Here is a 26,872-nt window from a genome sequence, read left to right as displayed (position 1 = left end):
GTAATGAAAATACCAAGTACCGATAGAACTTAGTTTAAATAACCAAAAACACATATAAACATCTTTATTATTAACTCAAAAAGCAATACTTATGAAGAAAACCATCTTCTTGATTTTGTGCATTTTATGTTCTCTTGGAGCCATGGCACAAAAGAAATCAATCACAGGTGTGGTTACGGATGCTAGCGGTGAATCAGTCATCGGAGCGAGTGTTGTCGAGGTCGGTACCACCAATGGTGTGATTACTGACATTGACGGTAAGTTTACATTAATGGTCGATCCTAACGGAAAGATCAAAGTTTCTTTTGTTGGGTATCAACCTCAGACAATCGATGTGAAAGGTAAAGGTTCTTTCAATATTCAGCTGAAAGAAGATTCTGAAATGTTGGAGGAAGTTGTTGTAACGGGGTATGGTGGCAAACAGCTGCGTACGAAAGTGACAAACTCTATCGCTAAAGTAAAAGAAGAGACCTTGAAACAAGGTATGTTTACTAATCCGGCTCAAGCTCTTTCGGGTGCCGTAGCGGGTTTGTCAGTAAGCCAAACTTCCGGTAATCCGGGCAGTGCTCCAACCTTAGTACTTCGTGGTGGTACAAACTTTGATGGTTCTGGTTCTCCACTTATTTTAATTGATGGTCAGGTACGTTCTTCTTTAAGCGATATTAATCCTGATGACATTGAATCTATGGAAGTTTTGAAAGATGCCGGTGCAACAGCTATCTACGGTGCACGTGCAAATGACGGTGTAGTACTTGTAACAACCAAACGTGGTAAATCTGGTAGAGCAGAGGTGAATCTGAAAGCTAAGTTTGGTTTAAACTATTTCAAAGATTCCTATAACTTTATGAATGCCGGCGATTATCTTTATTGGATGCGTACAGGTTATATGAATGCTTACGTTGGAGATATGAAACATCCGGACGGTGCCGGCATAAAAGGATGGTCTTCTTTAAGTGGACTAACGACTGCAACTCCTTACGGAACAGGTAACCTGTATTTTGACAAAGATGGTGTAACGCCATTAGACGGAAATAAGACAAGCTCCGCTATATGGAGTCCGATGCTATATTCGGATAATTTATCATTCCTGCTTGATCAGGGATGGCAAACCATGATAGATCCGATATATGGTGATAAAATTATCTATAAAAACACCAATATTGCCGACTTCAATATCAATACCCCATCATTCTCTCAAGATTATAACTTGAGTGTCAGTGGTGGTAATGATAAAGGTAACTATTATGCAGGTTTAGGTTACAATAAAAGTGAAGGTACGGCAGTGGGAAACTGGTACCAACGAATCACCTTTACTTTTAACGCAGATTATAAACTTAAAGAATGGTTGACTTCTAATTCAAGTTTCAATTTTGCGGATGCGACTTGGAATGGACTTCCTGCATCACAAACAGCTGAAGCAAACTATTTCTCACGCTGTCTTTCATTACCTCCTACGTTCCGAGGCTACAATGCAGATGGTGATATGTTGTTAGGCCCGAACTCCGGTGATGGTAATCAGCAATACAATTTCAAGCAGTTTGTCCGTGATAATAATACGGATAAGTTTACAATGAATCAGTCTTTCACAATCGATTTCATGAAAGGTCTATCATTGAAATTAGGGGCTATTTGGTATTATTCTGAAGAAAAAACAGAAGCTTTCAATAAAGATTATTTGAGTTCTCCCGGTAATTTGATTACATCTCATTCTACTTCTGCTTCATACGCACGCACTCTTGACCAAACATATAATGCAGTGTTGAACTATAATTATCAGATCAACAAAGATAACTTCTTGGATGCAATGGTTGGTTTTGAGTACTATGATTCATACAGTAAAGGATTTAGCGCTTCTGGTTCCGGGGCTCCCACTGATGACTTTATGGATTTGGAATACACTTCCAAAGAGGAAGGTAAGCGTTCCATAGACTCTTCACATTCTCGTCAACGCATTATGTCATTCTTTGGACGCGTTAATTATGACTACCAATCCAAGTACCTACTTTCTTTGGTTTTGAGACGTGACGGATATTCAAAACTGGCCGAAGAGAACCGCTGGGGAGTGTTCCCGGGGGTATCAGCCGGTTGGGTATTCAGTAAAGAAGAATTTATGAAGAATACAGCATCTATTCTTTCATTTGGTAAATTACGCGCCAGCTTTGGTTTAAATGGTAATGTAAACAAGAACTTTGTTGGTAACTATACAGTGCAAGGTGCTTATGGAAGTAATCGTTATAATGGTTCAACCGGTTTCTTATTGAGTAGTATTCCTAATCCCTATTTGATGTGGGAAAAATCGAGAACTTTTGAAGTAGGTTTGGATATGGGCTTCTTAGAAAATCGAATCAATGCCAATTTAACTTATTACAATCGTCTGACCAGTGATAAATATGCTAATATCACAGTTCCTTCCACTTCAGGTGTAAGTTCGGTTACTTCAAACAATGGTGAGTTCCAGAATCAAGGTTTTGAGTTTGAATTAGGTTTCCGGATTATTGATGCTAAGGACTGGAAATGGAATTTAAACTGGAATGGTGCTTTGAACAAAAACAAGGTTGTTTCTTTGCCGGATAACGGACTTGAAAGAAATCGTCAGAGTGCTTATCAAGTTTATACAGGAAACGGAGATGAAAAGAAATGGGTCGGAGGATACCAAGAGGGCCAACGTCCGGGTGATCTCTACATGTTTGTTGCAGAAGGACTGTACAAATCTCAAGATGAAATACCCGCTAATCTGATTGATTTGACAACAGGTAACAATGGTTCTAGCGGCCGTCCTCTGTATGGTGGCGCTGAAGGTTACAATAAACTGACAGATTCTCAGAAGTCGAATGCTCTTCCCATTCAGCCGGGTGACGTAAAATGGAAAGATGTTAATAACGATGGAGTCATTGACAATTATGACATGGTAAAGGTTGGAAATACTGTGCCTAAATGGACCGGTGGTATCAATACAACTGTAAGTTGGAAGGACCTTACCTTGTCGGCACGTTTCGACTATGCATTGGGATTCACTGCTGTAGACTGGAAAACGATGTGGATCATGTCATGTGCTCAAGGTACATACAATACTATTGAGGAGACCAAAAACACATGGACTCCGGAAAATCCGAATGCTAAATATCCGACTTATGTATGGGCCGATCAATTGGGTAAACGTAATTATTGCCGTAGTTCATCCATGTTTGCCTATAATGGAAACTATATAGCATTACGCGAATTATCACTGTCATATAAATTGCCTTCAATATTGGTTCAGAAAGCTAAGTTATCTAATGTAGAACTTTCAATAACAGGTCAGAATTTAGGTTATTTGACAGAAGCAAAGCACTTATTCTCACCCGAAAAAGCTGATAATAATGGAGGATATCCATTGCCTCGCACAGTGATTTTTGGTATTAATGTTTCTTTCTAAATATAAAAATATAAATTATGAAAAAAATAATATATATCATTTCCTTATTTGTATCATCTGTTCTTTATACGTCATGTGATGCGTTGGACCTTGCTCCCGAAGATTATTTCGGAAGTGGTAATTACTGGAATAATGAAGCCCAGGTAGAAGGATTCATGTACGGAATGCATTCTCAATTGAGAGGAAACTATGACATGTTTTATTGCTTGGGAGAACTGCGTGGTGGTACACAACGCGTTGGTAGCTCTTCTCAAAATACGAGTTTGGACTACGCTATACTGCGTACCAATACCTTAAGTCAAGATAATCCGGGATTCACTAACTGGTTTGGACTATACAGTCCTATTATGCAAGTGAATCACTTTATTCAAAAAGTTGAAAATGAGTGTGCTTTCCTAAGTGAAGCAGATAGAAAAACTTACTTAGGACAGGCATACGGTTTGAGAGCACTTTATTATTTTATGCTTTATAAAACTTATGGTGGTGTACCTATAGTTACAACTGTAGAGTTGTTGGATGGTAAAGTTACTGCGGACAAATTCTACGTTGAACGTGCTACCCCGGAAGCTACTTTATCTTTCATAAAAGAAGATATCGGAAAATCAGAAAGTTATTTTGGCACAACGGAAATAAATAACAAGCATGATAAAACAATGTGGTCCAAAGCTGCAACCTTAATGTTAAAAGCCGAAATCTATATGTGGGCTGCAAAAGTTTCCATTAATGGTTATACTGCTTCCGGAAAATCTGATTTGGAGATCGCCAAAAACGCCTTAAATGGGATAATTGGTAAATTCCAGCTATTGAATAAGTTTAGTGATGTGTTCAGTACTTCCAATAGAAACAATGCTGAGGTTATTTTCACTTTACATTTTGCAGATGGTGAGGCAACCAATTGGGGAGGTATGTTTCTTTATCAGGATGCGGTGTTCATTGGACAGGTTTACGGTCACGATGACAAGAAAATCGAAACAGATACATTAAATCTGAAAGGCACAGGCGGCGTTTTCCGCCATGAATACACAGAAGATTTCTGGAAAAGTTACGATGAAAAAGATACTCGCCGTGATGCGACATTCTTAGAGTATTATACTAAAAAGAACAAGGAAGGTTTTGGCTGCGTCATGCAGAAAGCTATCGGTTCTATTAATTCAAATAATAACCGTATTTACGATACCGATTTCATTGTCTATCGTTATGCTGATGCTCTGTTAATGATGGCTGAAGTCGAAAATGGTCTTGGAAATCCATGTGCCGGCTATATCAACGAAGTACGTAAACGTGCATATGGCTCCGATTATGAAGCTAATAAATATACTGAAGGAAATTATGCGGAAAACGAATTAGCCATTCTCCATGAACGCGATAAAGAGTTTGTTTGGGAAGGTAAACGTTGGTTTGATGTGGTTCGTATGCATGATGCCAACGGTAAGTCTCTGGCATTTTCTGCTACGGCTAATTATCCGGCAGACAAATCGATTTTGGATCCGAGTGAAGAATACAAGCTGTTATGGCCTATTGATGTAAATGTCATGAGTGTCAACCCCTTGCTGAAACAGACCCCCGGATATGAAAAATAAAACTTAGTCAATAGGTTTTAAATACGATTATTTATTACATGTAGAAGCTGCCCCAATACTCTTGGAGGCAGCTTCTTTTTTCAGTCATATCTGATAAGTTGATATGCTTGATAATCAATTCTGATATCCCGGAGTTTGTTTTAATGCCGGATTATCTGTCAATACACTTTCGTTGATCGGCCATAATAAGCGGGTAGCAACGGCTGAAGTACGTTTAGTCACATAGTCTGCACCGAGCAATCTTAAGTCATACCAACGTTTTCCCTCAAACATAAACTCACGCATACGTTCTTTCAAAATAGCTTCCAAAGGATCTTCGTCACCGGACATATATTTATTATCTGTATAGAAGTCTCCTTTATCATTGGGATAAGCCAATGTAGCTTTGTTGGCTTCAAAGAATTCTTTTCCATAAGCACGTTCACGGACCTGATTAATTTCGGCAGTCGGATCCTCACCCAACAATGCTTTAGCCTCAGCAAGCAATAACAGGCAGTCGGCATATCGGTAGATTGGATAATCATTCAAGAAGCTACGTTGTGAAGCTCCATCAAGTAGAACTCCCTGGTATTTATTACAAAATGGAGCAATATATTTAACTGTACCATCCTGCTGTTTCTGGTAGACTGCCGTCATAGAAGCATCTTTACGGGTGTCTCCATCGCGGAATGCTTTATTGTACAAATCATATCTTATCTGTAGACGAATCAAACCGTTCAATTGTCCTTCGGGCAAATCTTTAAATGACACTCCCTCTTTATTGCAATAAGTAGAGGTCATATATGCTTGTTGGGGCACCAGGTTCTGTCTGAATTTATCGTCCCACATATTATACTCGTCTTTAGCGTTACGTATTGAGAAAATGATTTCAGAGTTGTCTTTATTGTTATAAGCAAATACTTTTGAGAAATCATCTTGCAAACTAACATTTGCATTGCTGACGATTGATTGCAAAGCAGTTTTGGCTGTAGTATAGTCGGCTGTACCGCCACCCATTTGGCGACCACTCCATAAATAAACCTCACCTTTTAACATCTGTGTAGCAGCCATCGACCAGTAATATCTGCCATATTTGAAAGAATAATCGCTGCCAAATCCTTTTTCGGACGCTGTAATGTCTTCTTTGATTTGCTTCATCACCTCCTCCGCAGGAGAAGCTGCTTTTGATAGATTGCTTAAATCCAAAGAAGCCCCATTCGTATAGTCAAGATAGAGGATAACATCTCCCCAAGAGCGTAGCAAATGGAAATAAAGATAAGCACGCATTCCATAAGCTTCGCCTAAGTAATAGTTTTTACCAGCTTCGGAGAGTACTGTCGTTTCCTTTGTTTTGGCTATCATCAGATTGATCTGATTGATCACTTTGTACATTCCTGCGAAGTTGCTTATTCCTGTATTCTCTTTATTGATTGTATTGAAAGGCAGACGCTCCATACCTTGAGTTGCTTCTCCTCCGAAAGGAACATCTCCGTAAATATCTGCACGAGGCTCACCTAACAAGAAAAAGTTAAAGCTGCATTCTCTAAGCAATGCGTGCAACCCCACATTAAAAGTGCTGAACTGGGCCTCTGTCTTCCAGTAATTATTATCTGCAATAGAACTGGTAGGATCAATATCCAGCGCATCACATCTTGAAAACAGCAGGAGAGAAAGCCCTGCTAACATATATGTAAATATTTTCTTCATAATGCTATTTGTATTAGTCATATATAATTAGAATGTCACTGACAAACCGAATAAAACTGTTCTCGGAGTAGGATAACGGCCGTTATCTATTCCACGGCCATAAGTCGTATCTACAGCCGGTTCAGGTGAAACGCCTGTGTATCCGGTGATATAGAATAGATTCTGACCTGTTACATAAACTGAGGCATCTGTCATGCCTACTTTACTAATCCATGTTTTAGGCAGATTATAGTTCAATGTCAGTTCACGAAGGGCCAAATAGTCACCTTTTTCATAGAAACGTGAACTGTTATTGTCAATAGCCGTAAGACCATTATTTGAACGTGTTATATTCTTCTTACTTAACTGGTCGGCATAATAGAATGCAGGCAGATCAGTATCGGTATTTGTTTCACTCCATGTTTTTTTAACTTCTTTAATGATGTTGAACGAACCTTGATATTGCCCCAATGAACGTGCTGCAAGGTCATTATAAATCGTATGTCCTAAAGCATAATCGAAACGGGCATATAAAGAGAGGTTTTTATAACCCAATGTAGTAGAGAATCCACCGGTAACTTTTGGGAATATATTTCCTACTACTTGACGGTCGTATCCATTAATAACACCATCGCCATTAATGTCTTCCCAGCAAACATCACCCGGTTCGATAGGTTGCCATCCCTCTTTTCCGGCATATTGGGCTGCAAGTCCCGGACCATATAAGTTGGCTACCTCATCGATACGATTATTGGCATATTTTTTCACATCATCCCAATCTTTGAATATGTGGTTTTGTTTATAGGCAACTAGTTCTCCCAGTTTACCACCTTCCTGACGACCGGCGATCCATTTGGTTTCATCTGTTCCATCGGCTTTTTTACGTCCGGTTGCTACTTCATAACCACCAACACGATTATTGGGATTACCATTGTAGGGCAATTTTACGATCTTATTTGCAACAGAAGACAGGTTGGCTGTTACATCCCATGTTAACCCTTTCGGATTATTCAGAATATTAGCTCTGACTTCCATTTCAAAACCATAATTACGCAGAGTTCCCATATTGGTCATGATTTCCGTGAAACCGGTATATCCCGGAAGAGCTTGTTTGGTTAACAAATCCTTTGTAGTACGGTTATAATAGTCGAGGATAAAGCTCAAACGATTATTTAAGAATCCGATGTCAAGTCCTGCTTCAAATGACTGACTTTGTTCCCAACGTAATCCAGTGTTTACCAAACCTGAATTGTAGAATGCGGTTGAACCTCCGTATGTTTTTGCGCCTACTTGTGAATATGCGCCATATACATCAAAATTTCCGATTCCATTCACATTTCCATTGACACCATAGCTCAAACGGGGTTTCAAGTTAGAAATAACTCCTGATATCTTAGAGTCTTTCCAGAATCTTTCTTCCATAATATTCCAACCGACAGACACACCCGGGAAGAATCCCCAACGATTATCTTTCAGTTTCGAAATACCGTCATAACGAGCAACAAACGAAATTAAATATCTCATATCGTAGTTATAGTTAATACGTCCGAATCCGGAAAGAATACGATATGCTGTTTTGGTTGTTGAAGTATAGGTTCTTGTAGAGCCTGCGTTTAAGGTAGGAATATCATCAGTCGGAGAATTTTGAGTTTTAGCTTCAAAATCGAACTGATCATAAGTGAAATATTCGGTTCCTAACATTGCTTCCAGATTATGCTTTTCTGCAAAAGTATCTGTGTATGTCAGTGTTCCGTTCAACTGAATTTGATTGTATTTCTGAACATAAGCCTCAGCCTGGCGTGTATTGTCAGGAGTTGCGGAAGATTGAGCTTGATAAGATTTATTAAACTTCTCTCTCTGCCAGTCATAACGATAAAGTGAAGCATTGCCATTTAACACTAATTTTTTAGGTAAAATGTCAAGGGCAAATCCAACACTGTAGGTTGATTTATTAGTGCTGTTCTCGCTCGTCAACTTATCTCTGTAATAATCGGGATTACCGTCTCCTGTACCGAAACCGGAGGCCGGAGTTCCATCTTCATTCCAAGGATTCCATGTCGGACGTTGAGAGCGTGTACGGTAGAAAAATTCATATTGACCGATCCAGAGTTCCGGTTGAGTTGACCAAGAGTAAGTCGCATTTGCCTTTACCGTCAAAAAAGGGAATACTTTATACGAACCGTTCAATGCTCCATTGAAACGTTCGTATCCGGTACCTCTAATCTGACCATCTTCTTTGTAATAGCCTAGGCTGGCAGAGAAGGTTCCTTTATCGTTACCGCCTGTAATGTTTACATAATGGTCTTGTGTCAAAGCGCTATTATTGAAAACAACATCATCCAACTCACCTGAGTAGTCTTTATATAGAATTGTTTTTCCATCATAAAATGGGTCTGCCATAGAAGCCCAACCTTCATTCTTTAAGTTAGCGTTTTCATCTGTCAAATAACGGATGTCAAATAGATTGTTACCAATACCATATCCCATTTGTGTATCTACATTGGTACGTCCGGTTCTTTTGTAACCTAAACGATTGTAGTAGATGTAGTCGTGCGCATCGCAAAAGTCATAACCTTTACGAGCGAAATTCACACCCATTTTGAATTTATAGTTAACAGATGCTTTACCTTCTTTACCACTTTTAGTCTCAACCAAAATAACACCGCCATTGGCACGCGCTCCATAAATCGCGGTTGAAGCAGCATCTTTAAGGACTTGAATCGACTCAATATCGGAAGGATTGATATCGCTCATACTATTGCGGACAATACCATCGACTACGATAAGTGCTTTACTATTATCACCTGTAATAGTGGCACCACCACGTAATGTAATATCCGGTTCACTACCGGGTTGACCTGTCTTGTTCACAACACGGAGTCCTGTTACAGAGCCTTGCAAGGATTGTCCTGCGTTGCTGAAAGCCGCATTTTTAAGTACCGAGTTATCCAATTTAGAGATAGCAGTAGTCAAAGTAGCACGCTTTTGTGAACCTCCATATCCTGTTATCACTACTTCATCCAACACTTCTGTGTCTTCCTTCAGTACTATCTTATAGGTATTTTCAGCACCAACAGTAATCGTCTGAGATTTATACCCAATATAGCTAACTGTAAATTTAGCACCAGTAGCTATCGTTAAAGAGAACTCGCCGTCAAAGTTAGTTATGGTACCATTAGTTGTACCGACTTCAACGACACTTGCTCCGATGACTGATTCACCGCTAGCATCCGTAACCACACCTGTGATTGATTTCTTTTGTGCCATGGCTCCAAGAGAACATAAAATGCACAAAATCAAGAAGATGGTTTTCTTCATAAGTATTGCTTTTTGAGTTAATAATAAAGATGTTTATATGTGTTTTTGGTTATTTAAACTAAGTTCTATCGGGACGGTAGGCGAAAATGGAGAAAAAATACGTAATAAAATTATCGCATAACGCATTTATAATCAATAGATTGAATCTGTAAAAATCAAAAACAAATGAAGATTTCAATACTTATTTCAGCTAAAAAGCGATGGTATCATAACAGTATAAAATAATAAAGAAATACTCCATGAAAAAGGAAAAAGGTATAAATCCATTCCATGAAATAATAAAAATGCTTTTCTTGATCGAGTGCGAAAAAGAAAGACAAGGAAAGAAGCAAGTATAGCAATAATCACAATAATGTATTTAACATTATTATACAATCTTCAGCTATAAAGTAATATCGAAAGTAGAATTATATGGCCAACCGTAGTTAGTATATGGCCGATATTGTGAAAAAGTAATTGAATTTATAAACACAAATAGACTGTTTCCAATCTTAAGAAGAAGTTTCGTATGTGACTTGAAAAGAATAAATGGCCTCCTCTTTATAATAAGTGTTTTTAATTACTTTTAAGGTATATAGAGTTGAAAATACCCTAATAATATTATCAGAATAATTTCCTAAAGTCTATAAAATGTGTGTGCTCTGCTTTCAGCAGGAGAATAGATTAACAATAAAAAGCCAACTGATTTATTGTCAGTTGGCTTATATTGATGGTATTTAAAGAATATTTCTAAGTGATGTCTTCAATTTCTCACTTATCATACCCTGGTGTTTGTTCCAATTTTGGGTCATTATTTAATGTATTGACGTCTATCGGCCACAACAACTTATGGGCTTCACTTTCTTTAATTAATGGAACTCTTTCATCAGGAGTCTCATTGTTGGGATAATTAGCTGCTACTGAAAAAGCTAATGATTTTCCGTTTGCATCGTGCATACGTACTACATCAAACCAACGTTTACCTTCCCAAACAAATTCTTTATCACGTTCATGTAAAATAGTTAACTCATTGTCAGCATAACTTCCATCAGTGTATGCGAATTGTGGATGCCAGTTCTTACCATAAGCCCGCTTACGTACTTCATTAACGTAATTTGCACATTTTCCTGAAAGGGCATTTTCTATTTCTGCCATCATCAATAGTACATCGGCATAACGATATACAATAATATCTGTATCAAATATACGCTGGTTGTTAGAATTGACAGAACCGATACCCTTTTTCATAGCAATGCCAAATCCTTCCTTTTGGGCACTACCATAATGATCCATGAAAGTAGCGTCGCGTCGCATATCTTCATCATCATATGAATCCCAAAGTGCCTTCTTATATTCATGAAGGAATTGCCCTACTGTCCCTTTCAAATCTAAAGTATCCTGCATTAATTTGCCATCACGGCCATAGCGTTGCCCTTCGAATATATTACCATAATAAATAAAAGGACCGGCCCAATTAGTTGCTTCTCCATCTTTAAAACGAATGGCAAAAATAATTTCATCATTTGCTTTTTTAGAGAAGACCTCTGAAAAATTATCTAATAACGAGAATTGGTTGATTAAAGGCTGGAGAGCTGTCTGAGCAATTGCCAAATCACTATTTCCTGTGGCTTGATGATCGCCTGTAGTCACTTTTGCTGACCACATGTAAACTTCAGCTTTTAACATTAAGGTTGCATATTTTGTCCACATTGCTCTATCTATAGTAACATTATTTCCAAAATTTAATTCAGAAGCCTCAAGATCACTTTTAATAAATTTGAGTATTGTTTCAGGAGTAGAACGTTCCGTATAAAGGGCATCTGCAGATATCTTTCCTCCTTCAAGCACTTTGACATCAGTAATCAAAGGTACGCCACCATAAGTTTTATATAACATAAAATAATACAATGCTCTCAAACCGTATGCCTGTCCCAAGTAAAATCCTTTTTTACTTTCACTTAAAAAGGAACATCCGTTTGACACCTCCGATATAAAATGGTTTACCTGCATAATTCTACCATATAAATCATACCAATTACTAATACCGGTATTGTCTTTAGTCAACATATTGTTTTTAATAGGATCACTATAAGACATAGATGTACCCAACGAAGATGTGCCATAACGAGATGTACCTCCACGAGCTTCCCCAAGTACATAAAACATGGTATAGGAACTTCGTAAATTATTGTGTAAGCCATTCATATATCCTTCTACTTGAGCTTCTTTAGTCCAAAAGTTACCACTGCCGTAATAATCTTCTGGCGAAAGATCTAAAGCGTCACATGAAACATACAGCAACGCTGATAAGAATAATAAAATAGATGTTATCTTTTTCATATTTGTTACAATGTTAATTTTTTAAAAGGAAACATTTACTCCAAAAATAATAGTTCGTGGTAATGGATATCCTCCATTATTACTACTGCTCTCAGGAGAGTGCATATGCTCAGCTTCTGTCAGATAGCCAAGATTTTGTCCAGTAATAGAGAAGGAAACATCGTTCATTCCAGCTTTTTTAATTAATTGTGAGGGTAATCTATATGCTAAGCTAAGTTCACGAAGAGCTAGATAATTACCATTGAAAGTGAACATAGAACTACTACGTGCATAATTACGTTTTCCTAACTGATCAGCCCACGTGTAAGTTGGATATTTGGCGTTTGGATTTTCAGGTGACCATGTATTTTTGGTATCTGAGATTGTATTATAAGTTCCCTGCATATTACCCATGATCCAAGGAGTCTTCCAATCAATTACAGTAAAGCCTAAAGCATAATCAAAACGTGCTGATAATGTCAGATCTTTCCATGATACAGTCGTATTGAAGCCACCAGTCCATTTGGGCGTTGTATTACCGACTTTCACTTGATCATATACGTCAATGACGCCATCATTATTCACATCTTTCCACTTTACATCTCCAGGTTGTATAGGTAAACCTTTACTTTTTTCCTGATCTGTTAATTTAGCCCATGCTTCCGGACCATACAAAATCTTATTGTTTGAGCTGTTATTTCCTGTAGACTTATCGATCAAATTTCCTGGAATTTCGGATTCGCTTCTGTATAATCCTTCTGCTTTGTATGCATAGATGTCACCTGGGCGCTGTCCTTCCTGATAACCTCCTACCCACATCTTCTCATAGCTGCCATCATCCAATTTGCGACCTGTATACACCTCCATGGCATTCTGACGATTTCTCTCCAGTCCATTGTATGGCAATTCCAGAATTTTGTTTATGTTATAGGCAGCGTTCAGATTGATATTCCACTTCCAATCACGTTTCTCAAGCACTTTAAAACCAAATTCCAGCTCAAGTCCTTGATTCTGTAATTTACCGTTATTTGAGGTTATACCGGAAACCCCTGATGAAGATGGCAAAGGAATAGTGGCATATTTATCTTCCGTTCTACGATTGTAATACGTCATGTTAGTATTGATTCTGTTTTCAAGAAAACTTAAATCCATACCTACTTCAAAAGTTTGTGAACGTTCCCATTGTAAATAAGGAATAGGGAGAGAACCTAATAGATACCCAGTATTGCCGTTATATTTATTACTTCCGTAAGATCCCTGCACTGTGTAATTACCGACCCAATCTTTATTTACATTTCCATTCAATCCATAACTTGCGCGCAATTTGGCAAAGGAAACTACTTGTTGGAGGGATTCCATAAATTTCTCTTTTCCGAAAACCCATCCTGCTGAAATTCCGGGAAATACTCCCCAACGGTTGTCTTTTGCTAATTTAGAGTAGCCATCCTTTCTTAATACGAATGATACCAAATATTTGCTTTGGAAGTCATAATTCACACGCCCAAAGAAAGACATAATGCGTTGGCGACTATGCCATGAATCAATATTACGTTTTCCTTCTTCATTACTTGTAAATTGAAGATCACCAAAATCGTCAGTCGGAGCACCCGATCCAGAAGCGTTAAATCCTTTTTGATAAGCATCGTAGTATTCAAAACCTAACATTGCAGCCAGATAATGATCTTTCGTAATTTGATAATCATAATTTAAAACCGCATTGTAGGTCTGATTGAGCGTTCTATCAAATTCTGCTGATGTAGAACGAGATGTATTCATGTTATTGGGACTTGACAAGTAGTCTTGATTGAATGCTTCATATTTAGCTTCATCAAAGTACCAGTTTGCTGTCAACTTTAAATTCAGTCCTTTCATTAATTTTATATCGAAGGATTGTACCATGGTAAATTTGTCGGTGTTGTTATCACGCTTAAACTTACTTAAATTGAATGACTGGTTCCCATCAGAAGAATTAGGACCTAATAACATTTCACCATCAGCGTTGTAACCACGGAATGTAGGAGGTAATGAAAGCATTCGATTGAAATATTCCACTTCACCTCTGGAACCAGGAGAAAGTCCATACCAAGTAGCATCTGCAAAATTAAACGATGAACTGGATGTAAGCCAAGGTTTGATTTTATAATCAGCATTAAACGTAAATGTTAGACGTTTATACCAATTCCCTGTAGCTGTACCATCTGTATTATTATATCCGATTCCAGCATAATAATTTCCTTTATCGTTACCTCCAGAAATACTGATATTGTAGTCTTGAGAAAGTGATGGAGTATGTAGGTTGAACGAGGCAGGATCTGTATTCTTATAAATTATTTGATCACCATATACAGGATCTGTCATGGTTTGCCAACCTTGCTTCAATAAAAAAGCCAGATCATCCGTATATTTCATTGTACTCCATACGGCACGCACGTCTTTATTTCCATCAAGTACGGCCCCGGTACTAGGATCAAAATAGAGATTACCCGTACCATAGGGAGTTGCATTATTTAGACTATTCATATCTGCTGTACCAACCCAATTACCTTTGGAATCTTTATAGATTTGCCCAGAACGTTGATATGCCGTACGCATCCAATAGATATAATCGCCGGCATTCATAAATTCATAAGGATTATTGTAATAGTTGATACCGACTTTAGCCTTTACACTGACCTCACCTTTACCTTCTTTACCACGTTTAGTAGTAACTAAGATTACACCATTATTAGCGCGAGCACCATAAATAGCAGTGGCACCGGCGTCTTTTAGGACTTCCATTGACTCAATATCCTCAGGATTGATATCACTCAGACTTCCACGGACTTGTCCGTCTACTAACACTAATGGAGATCCCGTTCCGTTATAATCGGTACCACCACGTAGGATTATAGTAGGAGTAGCTCCTGGATCACCTGAGGTCTGAAGAACACGTACACCCGATACCGCCCCAGACAAAGCTTGTGCCGGATTGGAAAAGAGTCCTTTTTGTAGAACATCTTCCTTTACTTTGCCAATTGAATTGGTCACTTTGGTACGCAACTGTTTGCCACCATATCCTGTGACTACTACTTCATCCAACATTTCAGAGTCTTCTTTCAATTTAATATTGAAAGAATTTTTGCCCTTTACATCGAGTACCTGAGGCTGATACCCAACATAAGAAACTTTGATCTTTCCGTTAGGATCGACCATTAATGTAAACTTGCCGCTAATATCGGTAATTACACCATTGGTGGTACCGACTTCGACAACACTTGCTCCGATGACTGATTCACCGCTAGCATCCGTAACCACACCTGTGATTGATTTCTTTTGTGCCATGGCTCCAAGAGAACATAAAATGCACAAAATCAAGAAGATGGTTTTCTTCATAAGTATTGCTTTTTGAGTTAATAATAAAGATGTTTATATGTGTTTTTGGTTATTTAAACTAAGTTCTATCGGGACGGTAGGCGAAAAATGGAGAAAAAAGTCATAATAGCCATATCACATAAAGAACTTATATACAAAAGATTAAATATCAAATAGTATTATAAAAAAGAAAAATTCAGACTTATTATTTATAAAATCCAATGGTAGCATAAGGGTATAAAAGACAAACAAATAATGCTATATTATAAATATAATCTTCATAATTAACTTATAGAATAATAAATAACTCATTAGTTTAAAATAGTTGACATGTATAAAATGACGTATCGAGAAGCACACAATTAGCCATTAACATTATTATACAAACTGTAAGAAGAATCTTATAAAATATTGTAATTGAAATAATAAAAATAGGATTATCTTTGTAACCGCGGTTACAGTAACCATCGTTACAGAATCAAGACTTAATAAACAAAGGATATGAAGTTTTACAATAGGGAGAATGAATTAGCTGAATTACAAAGGATACAAGAATTATCTTTTGAAGAGAACTCTCGTCTGACAGTAGTTACCGGAAGGAGAAGAATAGGTAAAACAAGTCTTATTATGAGAGCTTTTGAAAAAACTCCTACTATCTATTTATTTGTGGGGAGAAAAAATGAAGCATCTTTATGTAGGGAATTCATAACTTTAGTTTCCCAAGCACTTGATATTTATGTGCCAGAAGAAATATCGACTTTCAAATCTCTCTTTCGGTATATTATGGAAGTTGCTACCAGACAGTCATTCAATTTGGTTATAGATGAGTTTCAAGAATTCTATAATATCAATAAGTCGATTTATAGTGATATACAAGATATCTGGGATCAGTATAGACAAAAAACTCACATGAATTTCGTTGTGAGTGGTTCTATTTATTCTTTAATGGAAAAGATTTTCCATAATGAAAAGGAACCTCTTTTTGGCCGTGCTGACAATATTATAAAACTTTCAGCTTTCAGTCTGAATGTTTTAAAGAAAATCATAAAAGACTATCATCCCCAATATACAAATGATGATTTATTGGCACTATACTCATTTTCCGGTGGGGTTCCTAAATACGTTGAATTATTTTGTGATAACAGAGTATTAACCGTTGATGGAATGATTGATTTCATGGTCAGAGACAACTCCCCTTTTACAGATGAAGGAAAAAATCTGTTAATAGAAGAATTCGGCAAGAATTATGGTACCTATTTCTCAATCCTAAGTGCTATCTCAGGTGGATATAATACTCAGACAGAAATAGAAGCGTTGCTTGGCGAAAAGAGTTTGGGCGGTTATCTAAAGCGATTAATTGAAGATTATAACATAGTAGTGCGCCAACGTCCTGTCTTTTCAAAAGAGGGTTCTCAAACTGTCAGATATGGGATATGCGATAACTTTATTCATTTCTGGTTTAATTATTTCGATAGAAATCGTTCACTCATTGAAATAAAAAATTTCATTGGCTTACGAAAATTAATAAAAGCTGACTATCCGACATATTCAGGAAAAATCCTGGAACAGTATTTCAAACAAAAATATGCTGAAAGTTACGAGTTCCGTCTTATTGGTTCGTGGTGGGAGCCTAAAGGCAATCAGAATGAAATTGACATTGTAGCTATTTATTTAGATAACAAAAGTGCAATTGTAGCAGAAGTCAAACGTCAAAAAAAGAATTTCAAGCCAGAACTTTTCCAAAAGAAAGTGGAACACTTAGAGAATAAAGTCCTGGCTAAATATCAAATAAACACAGTCTGCTTATCATTAGAGGATATGTAGTAGATTGAATCCCCCTTTTATCAATTTGCTATATTGGTACAGAGCTGACATTTTGTATATCTTGATGTCCCTGTATCGTGCTAATCAAAGGAGTGACCGGAACCGTAATAGAAAAAACAAAATCTGAACCATTTCACAAAATCAAAGGGAAAGTAAAATTATCATTCTACTACCAAATAGAATGTTTTTACCTATTTACGACTTATTCTTATTTGGGAAAATTTCAAAAAAGGAATATTATCACATATTTCTTCTTTCTTAATTTCATTGTCAGATAGAACATATAAAAGATTCTTTTCACACTCTTAACAGTGATTTAGAGCGTCTGTTGACAGAGAACTAACAATTTGTTTTCAAGAAATTAATTTCGTATCTGCACGAAGTTAACTTCTTGAAAACACAAAGTTAACATTCTGATTTTAATCAGTTAATATCTTCCGGTAGTTATAACGAATTTATATACACTACTTTCGCCAATACAGTATATTATTCCCCAATTTATTCATATTATCTTCAATCTGTAGGATTAGTGATAAAATTACAGGATTCCCAAACAAATAAAATGCTATCTTTTTGCATCATATTTTATCTTGTCACTTACTATATGTCTAATTGTATATTTCGACAATTAAAAAGGAGTATATCAAAAAAATAAAACTATATTTGTAATATCTATAAAATTTAAATCAAATGAAAAATATTTTTTTAATAATTGGAATATCACTGTTTTTTAATGGCAGCCTATATGCTCAGTCCGATGACTGGTCTCCTAAGAATCATAATTTAATTAAGTCTGTACGTGAGGACGGGCGATTCTCAAGTTCTTATGGTGTAGTGCATGCCATGCTCAGAAATACTGAGCCACGCTATGCTTTTCATAGAGAGTTTTCTCCCAAAGAATTTCGAAAATGGCAAAAGGGACTTCGCCATGCGATGGAAGAAATAATGAAATTTCCTCAAATAAAAAACTCTCCAGCTCCTGTCTGTATAAAAAGAGAACAGCGGGAAGGGTATCGATTAGAAAAATGGGAATTTTATCCGCTTCCTGAATGCGTTTCTACTTTTCTTGTTTTAATACCTGATAATATAAACAAGCCCGTACCTGCCATTTTGTGTATTCCCGGTTCCGGAGGAAATAAGGAGGGACTTGCAGGTGAACCGGGGATAGCTCCCAAATTGAATGACCGGTACAAAGATCCGAAACTGACCCAAGCCCTCAACTTTGTAAAAGAAGGGTATATAGCAGTGGCAGTAGATAACCCGGCTGCCGGAGAAGCCTCAGACCTTGAGAGATATACATTGGGCTCTAATTATGATTACGATGTTGTATCTCGCTATCTTTTAGAGTTGGGATGGAGTTATTTGGGATATGCTTCATATTTGGATATGCAGGTTTTAAATTGGATGAAGACCCAGAAGCATATTCGTAAAGATCGCATTGTAGTAAGTGGATTTTCTCTGGGAACCGAACCTATGATGGTATTGGGTACGCTTGATACTTCAATTTATGCTTTTGTTTACAATGATTTCTTATGTCAAACTCAAGAACGGGCGGAAGTAATGACTATGCCTGACAAAAACGGACGTCGTCCATTCCCTAATTCTATACGCCATTTAATACCTGATTTCTGGAAAAATTTTAATTTTCCGGACATCGTAGCGGCTTTGGCACCCCGTCCTATCATACTGACCGAAGGAGGATTAGATCGAGACTTGGACCTTGTGAGAAAAGCGTATGCTATAGCAGGCACTCCCGATAACGTGAAAATATATCATTATAAGAAGTTCTCAGATCCGGATACACGAAAAAATGTAGAATATTTACCTGAAGGACTAGATCGTAATGAATATTTTCGGATGGTAAATGTAGATGGTCCCAATCATTATTTTAAATCAGAACTGGTTGTACCCTGGTTGAGAAAATTATTGGAAGAAAGATGAAATGTAGTAATTGAAACTTAAATAAACAATCAATTTTAATTGAGTAGACGGAAAACAAAAACAGGAAGAAAAGAATTTTGTTATCCGCCCTCTCATATCACCACGTATACTGTTCGGTACATGGCGATTCTTTATCTATGATACAATTTACTGTAATACTTCACCAAAGTGGGATATTTCGCCTGTCTCAGTTTGTCATGATTCAAATCAGAGGACGGATAAACGGGATCTACCTTTATGCAAATAGATAGTTATCGAGCTCTTTCTCGTCTTAATGGACGGACAAAGGACATGCCGTATACTAAACAAAGTACACGGCATGTTGGCAATCAAGATTAATCGTATTTAATAATACCTATTCTTGTTTTTTATAAGTAGCATACCCCGGAGTTTGATAAATCAAAGGATCATTACCCAATAAGGTTTTGTCAACCGGCCAAAGCACTTTATGAGCCTCAGTTGTTTCGTCTAAAGTAGGCGTATCTGTTCCAATGCTTCCCTCTTTACAAAAAACGAGATGTTTTCCTCCTTTAGTCAATGTCATGCGACGAATATCCCACCAACGCTGTCCCTCTTGAATGAACTCTTTATCTTTTTCATGAAGAATCGCTAATTCATTTGTCGTATAATCAGAGTTTTTATATCCGTATATTGCCTCATTCCAATTAGTGCCATAAGCACGTTTACGAACAATATTAATATATTGAGCAACATTTCCTCCTTGCATATTCTCAATTTCGGCAAGCATTAAATAGACAAGTGGCAAGCGATAAATAATATAATCACCACAATAGATACGGCTTCCCTGAGCATTCACATAACCAATGTTTTTACGAACATGCGTTCCTCTTAAGGTCAGCTCATTTGTCTCAACATTTTTATTATATGAAGCAATAAATGTAGCTTCACGTCGCGTATCTGTTACATCAAAACTATTATAAATCTCATGTTTATATTCCAACTGCTGACTACCAGTATTGGCAATATTCAATGCATCAAGAAATTTTTCACCATTAGCTAAATAATTATCTTTAGTACTTCCAGTAGCCATTGCATAGGTGAACAAATTATTGTTATTAGTGGCCTCACCTTCTGCATATCTAACTGCAAATATGATTTCAGAATTTCCTTTTCCATTTTTGGCATCAAATACTGATGAAAAGTCATCTAACATTTTCAGTCCATAATTGCTCAAGACGTTTTGCAAATGTGTTTTTGCTATTTCCAGATTCGATTCATTCGCAGAATCATCCCCAGTAGATACCTTGGAAATCCAAAGATAAACCTCACCCATCAAGCACTCAGTAGCGGCTTTGGACCAATATCCCTTTTTATTTCCACGATTATTTGGATCAAATGAGTTATTATCACCAAAATACTCCATGGATTTATCCAAGTCTTTTTTTATTTGATCCATGACTTCTTTGGGAGTAGCACGCGCCATGTATAGTTTATTGGGGTCAATAACTCCTTCTACTACATCTGCAGTGAGACGTAAAGGTACACCACCATAAGTACGATACAAGTCGAAATAGTAAAAGGCTCTTAAACCATAAGCTTGTCCAAGGTAATATCCTTTTTTGGTATCGTCCATATAGGTGGCATCCGTTACTCTGGCGATAAAAAGGTTTATATTGGTCAACCGCCCAAAAATATCACCAAATTTATTAATGCCTCCAGTATGGTCTTCGTCAAAATTCTGTAATTTTATGTCACCATATAACATACCCATGCCATCGGCACTGGTACCGGAAGGTATTAAAGCGCCGCCACGGGCTTCTCCCCAAATAAAAGTATGTTGAAAGGCCGCATCACGTAAATGCTTATGTATACCATCCATATATCCTATTACGTGTGCTTCTGTTTTCCAATATGAACCACTCCCGTAGTAATCAATCGGGGAAAGATCTAATTTATCGGCACAAGAAGTACAAAGTACTCCGGAAGACGCTGCCAATAAGCCATATAATATTGTAGATTTTATTCTTTTCATATATTTTTCTTTTTTTAATCAGTTAACCATTAGAACGTTACATTCAATCCAAATAAGAGAGTTCTTGGCAATGCATATCCTGATCCCGCATTAGAAACTTCAGGTGTCGCTACATTGGCAGAAGTAATATATCCCAAATTCTGACCGGTGATTGACACATCTACTTTTTGACAATATGCTTTGTTTGCCCATGCTTTGGGAAGTGAATAACTCAAAGAAATCTCCCTGATAGCCAAATAGTTTCCTTTGTAAGCAAACATAGTTGAGTTTCGTGCATAATTGGCGTTCGTTAAGACATCTGCATATGCATAACGGGGATATTTTGCATTGGGATTCTCTTCTGACCAAGTATTGAATACCTCTTTAGTTGTATTATAAGTACCTTGAGCGCAAGCTAAGAATATCTCAGGTAAAGTGTGGTCATAGATCCAATAATCCAAAGCAAAGTCAAAACGACCATAAAGTTGAAAATTCTTCCAGCGCAAAGTAGTGTTGAAACCACCGATCCAGTGAGGAGTTGTATTACCTGCTACGATTTGATCATAAGAATCAATAATTCCATCTTCATTGATATCTTTCCATTTCATGTCACCCGGCATAATAGGCAACGCATTCTTTTGCTGTTCTTTAGTCAATTTTTTCCATGCTTCAGGACCGTACATTTTCTTACCATAATAATTACCGGAAGTAATAACCAAGTCCCCGGGAATCTCATTCCAATTACGATAAATTCCTTCTGACTTATAAACAACCATTACTCCCGGCTCTTTTCCTTCCTGATAGCCACCAACCCATTTTTTCGCATATTCTATTTCACCTTTTTCATTGGTGAACTTCTCTCCTGTATAGATTTGTTGTCCACCCTGGCGGTTAAGTTCCAGTCCGTTATCAGGTAACGCAACTACTTTATTCTTATTAAATGAAATATTTGCGGACGCTTCCCAACTCCAATCTTTTGTTTTTAGAATTTTTCCAGACAGTTCAATTTCAACACCACTATTACGGAATTTTCCATTGTTATTAGTAATAGAAGAAAAACCGGTCGTTGACGGTAAACTAAAAGCGGCATACTTATCAGATGTCAAACGATTATAATAGGTAAAGTTTGCATTCAAGCGGTTTTCAAAGAAACTCAAATCCATACCAACTTCAGCCGTTTTCGTTTTTTCCCATCTCAATCCCGGATTAGGTAAAGTCCCAATTAGGAAACCTGTATTTCCATTATATACGGCTGTGTTATAAGAGCCTTGTAAAGTGTAGGCGCCAATACCAGAAGCATTACCGTTAACACCATAACTAGCACGCAATTTACCAAATGACAAGAATGGAATAGCTTCTTTTATGAAATTCTCCTGACCGAAAATCCAACCAGCAGATACACCCGGGAAGAATCCCCAACGGTTATCGCCTAATAATGACGAATAGCCATCTTGACGGAATACTGCAGATAGAAGATATTTACTCTTATAGTCATAATTTAGGCGGCCGAAATATGAAAGAATACGATATTGTTCATGCCAAGAATTAATAGTACGTTTCCCTTTTCCGTTATCTGTTAAGCTCAGATCTGAGAAATCATCTGTCGGTGCACCACTTCCTTTTGCTTCAAATCCACGTTTGTAGTTATCATAATATTCCATACCTAACATTAAATTAACATTGTGGTCTTTGGCAAAAGTATGAGTAAAGTTCAGGACCGCATTATACGTTTGTGCAAAGTTACGTTCAAACTTGGCAGTACTTGTGCGTGTTTTAGTATAATGCTCAGTCAACATATTATCCATATAATCTTTAGTGAAAGATTCATATAAGCCTTCAGAATAATACCAGTTTGCTGTACCTTTGATAAACAGCCCTTTCATGATATCAATCTGAAATCCTTGAATCATGGTAAACTTATCTGTTTGATTAAAGGTTTGCCATTTTTCAGGTTGAAAAGCCTGATTTCCATCAGCAACGTTGGGACCTAAAGTCGGATTTCCATCTTCGTCTTCAAAACGAGCCGTAGGAGGAGTTGACATGATACGACCAAAATAGTTTCCTTCACTTCCATTTGACCCCGGCATGTTTTTCCAGTTGGCGCGATTATAGTTAAAATTGGAAGTACTTGTCAGCCAATCTGTTATTTTATAGCTGGCATTTAATACAAAGCTATAACGCTCATAAAAAGTACTAACAGGAAGACCTTCCTGACGGTTATACCCCAGACCGGCATAATAACTCCCCCGATCATTACCTCCTGACATATTAATGTTATAATCTTGTGAGAAAGAAGGATTATTTAAATTATAATCGGCAGGATTAATATCTTTGTAAATAATCATGTTTGAAGGATCCAATGGATCAACCATTTCCTTCCAGCCTTTCTGCAACAAGTAAGCATTATCTGCTGTTTTTCCCATAATATTCCAAGCAGATTTACCTAATACATTCCCTGTACCAAAAGGAGAGGCTCCCGTTAGATTACTCAATGGAGCAATTGACACGTATTCACCATCAGAACACTTATAGCCAGATTTAGCATAGGTGGTACGCAAAATGTTGATATAATCCTCACCTCCTAAGAATTCATATGGATTATTCACATAGTTAAGACCTAATTTTGCTTTAAAGTTTATTTCACGGTGACCCGCTTTACCATTTTTAGTTGTGACTAAGATAACACCATTACTAGCACGTGCACCATACAAAGCGGTAGCACCTGCATCCTTCAAGACTTCCATTGATTCAATATCTTCAGGATTAATATCACTCAAACCATCGCGAAGCTGACCATCAATCATAACCAATGGAGATCCTGTTCCGTCAAGATTGGTACCCCCACGCAATACAATTGTTGGAGTTGCTCCCGGACTACCTGAAGCTTGTGTTACCTTCAAACCTGCAACAGCCCCAGATAATGCCTGTGCAGGATTAGAGAACAAACCGACTTTTAACGATTCTTCTTTTACTTTTGAAATAGAGTTCGTAACCTTCGTACGTAGCTGTTTACCACCATAACCGGTAACTACCACTTCATCCAGCATTTCAGAATCTTCCTTCAACTTAATATTAAAAGAATTTTTGCCCTTTACATCGAGTACCTGAGGCTGATACCCAACATAAGAAACTTTGATCTTTCCATTAGGATCGACCATTAATGTAAACTTGCCGCTAATATCGGTAATTACACCATTGGTGGTACCGACTTCGACAACACTTGCTCCGATGACTGATTCACCGCTAGCATCCGTAACCACACCTGTGATTGATTTCTTTTGTGCCATGGCTCCAAGAGAACATAAAATGCACAAAATCAAGAAGATGGTTTTCTTCATAAGTATTGCTTTTTGAGTTAATAATAAAGATGTTTATATGTGTTTTTGGTTATTTAAACTAAGTTCTATCGGAACCACATCAAATTATCACCCTCAAATTACTAAATAAGCAATAGCATTATATGCCTATAAATCATCTACTTAATCCCATATCAACACATTAATTATCAATATATAATGTACGAATTTAATTCATTTAGAACAGTATCATAATAGTCATTCCCCCACTTAAAACACGAACACTGTAAAAGCAGGATAATGCTGATTATAAGTCATATATAACATCAAAGTAGTATTTTGCAACACCAAAACATTTCCTCCTCCCCTCCCCCTTATACAGATATAAGATTACAACTCCAGTAATGATGATATAAGTTTACAACATGAGTGACAATAAAAAACCACCCTAATTATTAATATTTAATAATTAGGATGGTAATTATATAACTCAACTATATGTTTTAACTAACTACAATTTAACTTTTGCTATCAATTTACGAATCTTACCTTGTCCTATAAGAGGAGCATGAGGATCCTCCGGATATACTATCATGAATTGCCCAGGAAGCAAATCAACAAAGGTGGTAGGTGCATCAGAGTAAAGAGCACAATCACCGTTCGCCTCATAAGGTTTCACTTCATCTTTCAGATCTTCGATAGCCTTCCAACCAATAGTCTCAGTACCTTCCAACAAAATATGTACATCAATATAATCGCGATGTAGTTCCAAAACTTGCTTGTCACGTGCAACACACTCAGGATTCACGTTATTGATAAATAAATTATCACCATCTATCTCAATTCGTCCTAATTCGGCATGAAATAAATCATGTGTTTTTACGTAATCAAACAGAGTTTTAAACAGTGGGTGGAGTCCTTCCACCCGTTGACTGTTTTGCAAATTAGATACAATCATTTCCTTTTATTTTTTTATTCCATATTATCTGTCTTCGGACGCAGGAAGTAGAGTTGCACTGCCAAAGCAATAAATACAATGATAGCTAACATGGCAAAACCTAAACCTAAATTTCCTCCATCGGTCCACTTACCCAACAAATCCGTGATAAACGCTCCTGCAAATACCCCGGTCATATTCATGATACCATATGCTGTCGCACGGTACTTTGAAGAGACAAACTGACAAAGAATAGGCATATTATTAGCATCAAAAATACCATAACCGATACCGAATAATAATCCGGCTCCCACAACAGCAACAAAACTATGCCCGAATCCCAATAACAATAAAGAAGGAATAGTCAATCCCAAGCCTATTGCGCCGGTATATACACGACCACGGATGTTCTTTTGTACCCATTTGTCAGAAAGGGTACCACCTAGAATCACGCCAATAAATGAAGATAATGCAATCGTGATAGTCGACATAGGTCCGGCCTGTGACATTGGAATATCAAGATTTTCAGCGAACAGAGTAGGCAACCAATTCTTAGTAGCCCAACCCGGCAAACTAGGTGCTGCAAAATAAAGTAATATCACCCAGAAAGCTATGTTACTGAACAGCAACGACAAACCTTTAAACAAGCCAGCTTTTTCACCATTCTTTGATGAAGGTTTCAAACGTTCTGTTTTAACGTGTTCTTTCTTATCTTTCAGAAATAATACCAAAACCAAAGCATAGGCAATACCAATAATACCAAACCAATGGAATGTGGTATGCCATGAGAAAGCAGCGGCAACAGTAGCTCCAAATCCACCAATAGCTTGTCCGGTATAAAGACCAGTCATGTGGATACCGACCGCTAAAGAACGTGACTTTTCAGTATGATAATCGGCAATAAGAGAAAGACCGGCCGGAATATAAAGAGCTTCGCTCACTCCCATTAATGCACGCAGCCAAAAAACCTGATTAAATGTTTCTGCAATACCCATCAAATAGGTTACAAAAGACCAGACAAAAAGACTGCCGACAATCAGCCACTTGCGATTCAATCTATCGGCAATCATACCGGAAATCGGGCTCATAAGGCCATAAATCCAAAGGAAAACAGCCATTAAACGGCCAAAATTGGTTGCCGACTGAAGTTCCACAATATCTACCTGCATAGCATCTTTCATTGTGCTAAGCATTTGTCGGTCCATATAATTGAGTAGGGCTACCCCCCAAAGGAGGGCAACCACTATCCAAGGATAAATTTTTGAGTTTTTCATG

The 26,872-nt window shown here is 37.3% G+C and carries 12 protein-coding genes; 4 read left to right on the top strand and 8 right to left on the bottom strand.

Annotated elements, in window-relative coordinates; all coding sequences use genetic code 11:
• Nucleotides 1-91: 91 nt before the first annotated feature.
• Together BSHG_RS09950 and BSHG_RS09955 are read left to right on the top strand one after the other, a co-directional pair.
• Nucleotides 92-3,415, top strand: a complete 3,324-nt coding sequence (locus BSHG_RS09950; RefSeq protein WP_005786639.1) for a SusC/RagA family TonB-linked outer membrane protein — start codon at nt 92-94, stop codon at nt 3,413-3,415.
• A 17-nt stretch (nt 3,416-3,432) separates the two neighbouring features.
• Complete coding sequence (locus BSHG_RS09955) at nt 3,433-4,995, top strand: RagB/SusD family nutrient uptake outer membrane protein (RefSeq protein ID WP_008659452.1); 1,563 nt, start codon at nt 3,433-3,435, stop codon at nt 4,993-4,995.
• 114 nt (nt 4,996-5,109) lie between these two features.
• Here the strand turns inward: BSHG_RS09955 and nanU are convergent, their stop codons facing one another.
• The 4 genes from nanU to BSHG_RS09975 all read right to left on the bottom strand — a co-directional run bounded on the left by nanU (nt 5,110) and on the right by BSHG_RS09975 (nt 15,648).
• On the bottom strand, nt 5,110-6,681 hold the full coding sequence (gene nanU, locus BSHG_RS09960) for a SusD family outer membrane lipoprotein NanU (protein WP_008659450.1): 1,572 nt from the start codon (nt 6,679-6,681) through the stop codon (nt 5,110-5,112).
• A 27-nt stretch (nt 6,682-6,708) separates the two neighbouring features.
• Nucleotides 6,709-9,978 (bottom strand): SusC/RagA family TonB-linked outer membrane protein, encoded by a 3,270-nt coding sequence (locus BSHG_RS09965; RefSeq protein WP_008659446.1) that lies wholly within the window; start codon nt 9,976-9,978, stop codon nt 6,709-6,711.
• A 750-nt stretch (nt 9,979-10,728) separates the two neighbouring features.
• Nucleotides 10,729-12,297 carry a RagB/SusD family nutrient uptake outer membrane protein gene (locus BSHG_RS09970; RefSeq protein ID WP_008659443.1) on the bottom strand — a complete coding sequence of 523 codons (1,569 nt, stop codon included), beginning with the start codon at nt 12,295-12,297 and terminating at the stop codon, nt 10,729-10,731.
• Nucleotides 12,298-12,318: 21 nt separating this feature from the next.
• A complete protein-coding gene (locus BSHG_RS09975; RefSeq protein WP_008659441.1) occupies nt 12,319-15,648 on the bottom strand; it encodes a SusC/RagA family TonB-linked outer membrane protein in 3,330 nt (1,109 codons plus the stop codon).
• A 480-nt stretch (nt 15,649-16,128) separates the two neighbouring features.
• On the opposite strand from BSHG_RS09975, the gene BSHG_RS09980 reads away from it, so the two are divergent.
• Both BSHG_RS09980 and BSHG_RS09985 read left to right on the top strand, forming a co-directional pair.
• The gene (locus BSHG_RS09980) at nt 16,129-17,451 is read left to right on the top strand and encodes an ATP-binding protein (protein WP_005792081.1); all 1,323 of its coding nucleotides are present in this window, start codon (nt 16,129-16,131) and stop codon (nt 17,449-17,451) included.
• 690 nt (nt 17,452-18,141) lie between these two features.
• Nucleotides 18,142-19,392 carry an alpha/beta hydrolase family protein gene (locus BSHG_RS09985; RefSeq protein ID WP_008659437.1) on the top strand — a complete coding sequence of 417 codons (1,251 nt, stop codon included), beginning with the start codon at nt 18,142-18,144 and terminating at the stop codon, nt 19,390-19,392.
• A 355-nt stretch (nt 19,393-19,747) separates the two neighbouring features.
• Here BSHG_RS09985 and BSHG_RS09990 read toward each other — a convergent pair whose 3' ends face one another.
• The 4 genes from BSHG_RS09990 to BSHG_RS10005 form a co-directional block, all read right to left on the bottom strand.
• Nucleotides 19,748-21,385, bottom strand: a complete 1,638-nt coding sequence (locus tag BSHG_RS09990; protein ID WP_005800588.1) for a RagB/SusD family nutrient uptake outer membrane protein — start codon at nt 21,383-21,385, stop codon at nt 19,748-19,750.
• A 29-nt stretch (nt 21,386-21,414) separates the two neighbouring features.
• The gene (locus BSHG_RS09995; protein WP_008659432.1) at nt 21,415-24,702 is read right to left on the bottom strand and encodes a SusC/RagA family TonB-linked outer membrane protein; all 3,288 of its coding nucleotides are present in this window, start codon (nt 24,700-24,702) and stop codon (nt 21,415-21,417) included.
• Between the two features lie 469 nt (nt 24,703-25,171).
• Nucleotides 25,172-25,618 carry a YhcH/YjgK/YiaL family protein gene (locus BSHG_RS10000; protein ID WP_005795018.1) on the bottom strand — a complete coding sequence of 149 codons (447 nt, stop codon included), beginning with the start codon at nt 25,616-25,618 and terminating at the stop codon, nt 25,172-25,174.
• Between the two features lie 14 nt (nt 25,619-25,632).
• Nucleotides 25,633-26,871 (bottom strand): MFS transporter, encoded by a 1,239-nt coding sequence (locus tag BSHG_RS10005; protein WP_005793004.1) that lies wholly within the window; start codon nt 26,869-26,871, stop codon nt 25,633-25,635.
• Nucleotide 26,872 lies beyond the last annotated feature (1 nt).

The organism is Bacteroides sp. 3_2_5, assembly GCF_000159855.2.
GTDB classification, from domain to species: domain Bacteria; phylum Bacteroidota; class Bacteroidia; order Bacteroidales; family Bacteroidaceae; genus Bacteroides; species Bacteroides fragilis.
This window is presented reverse-complemented; position numbering and strand designations above follow the sequence as displayed.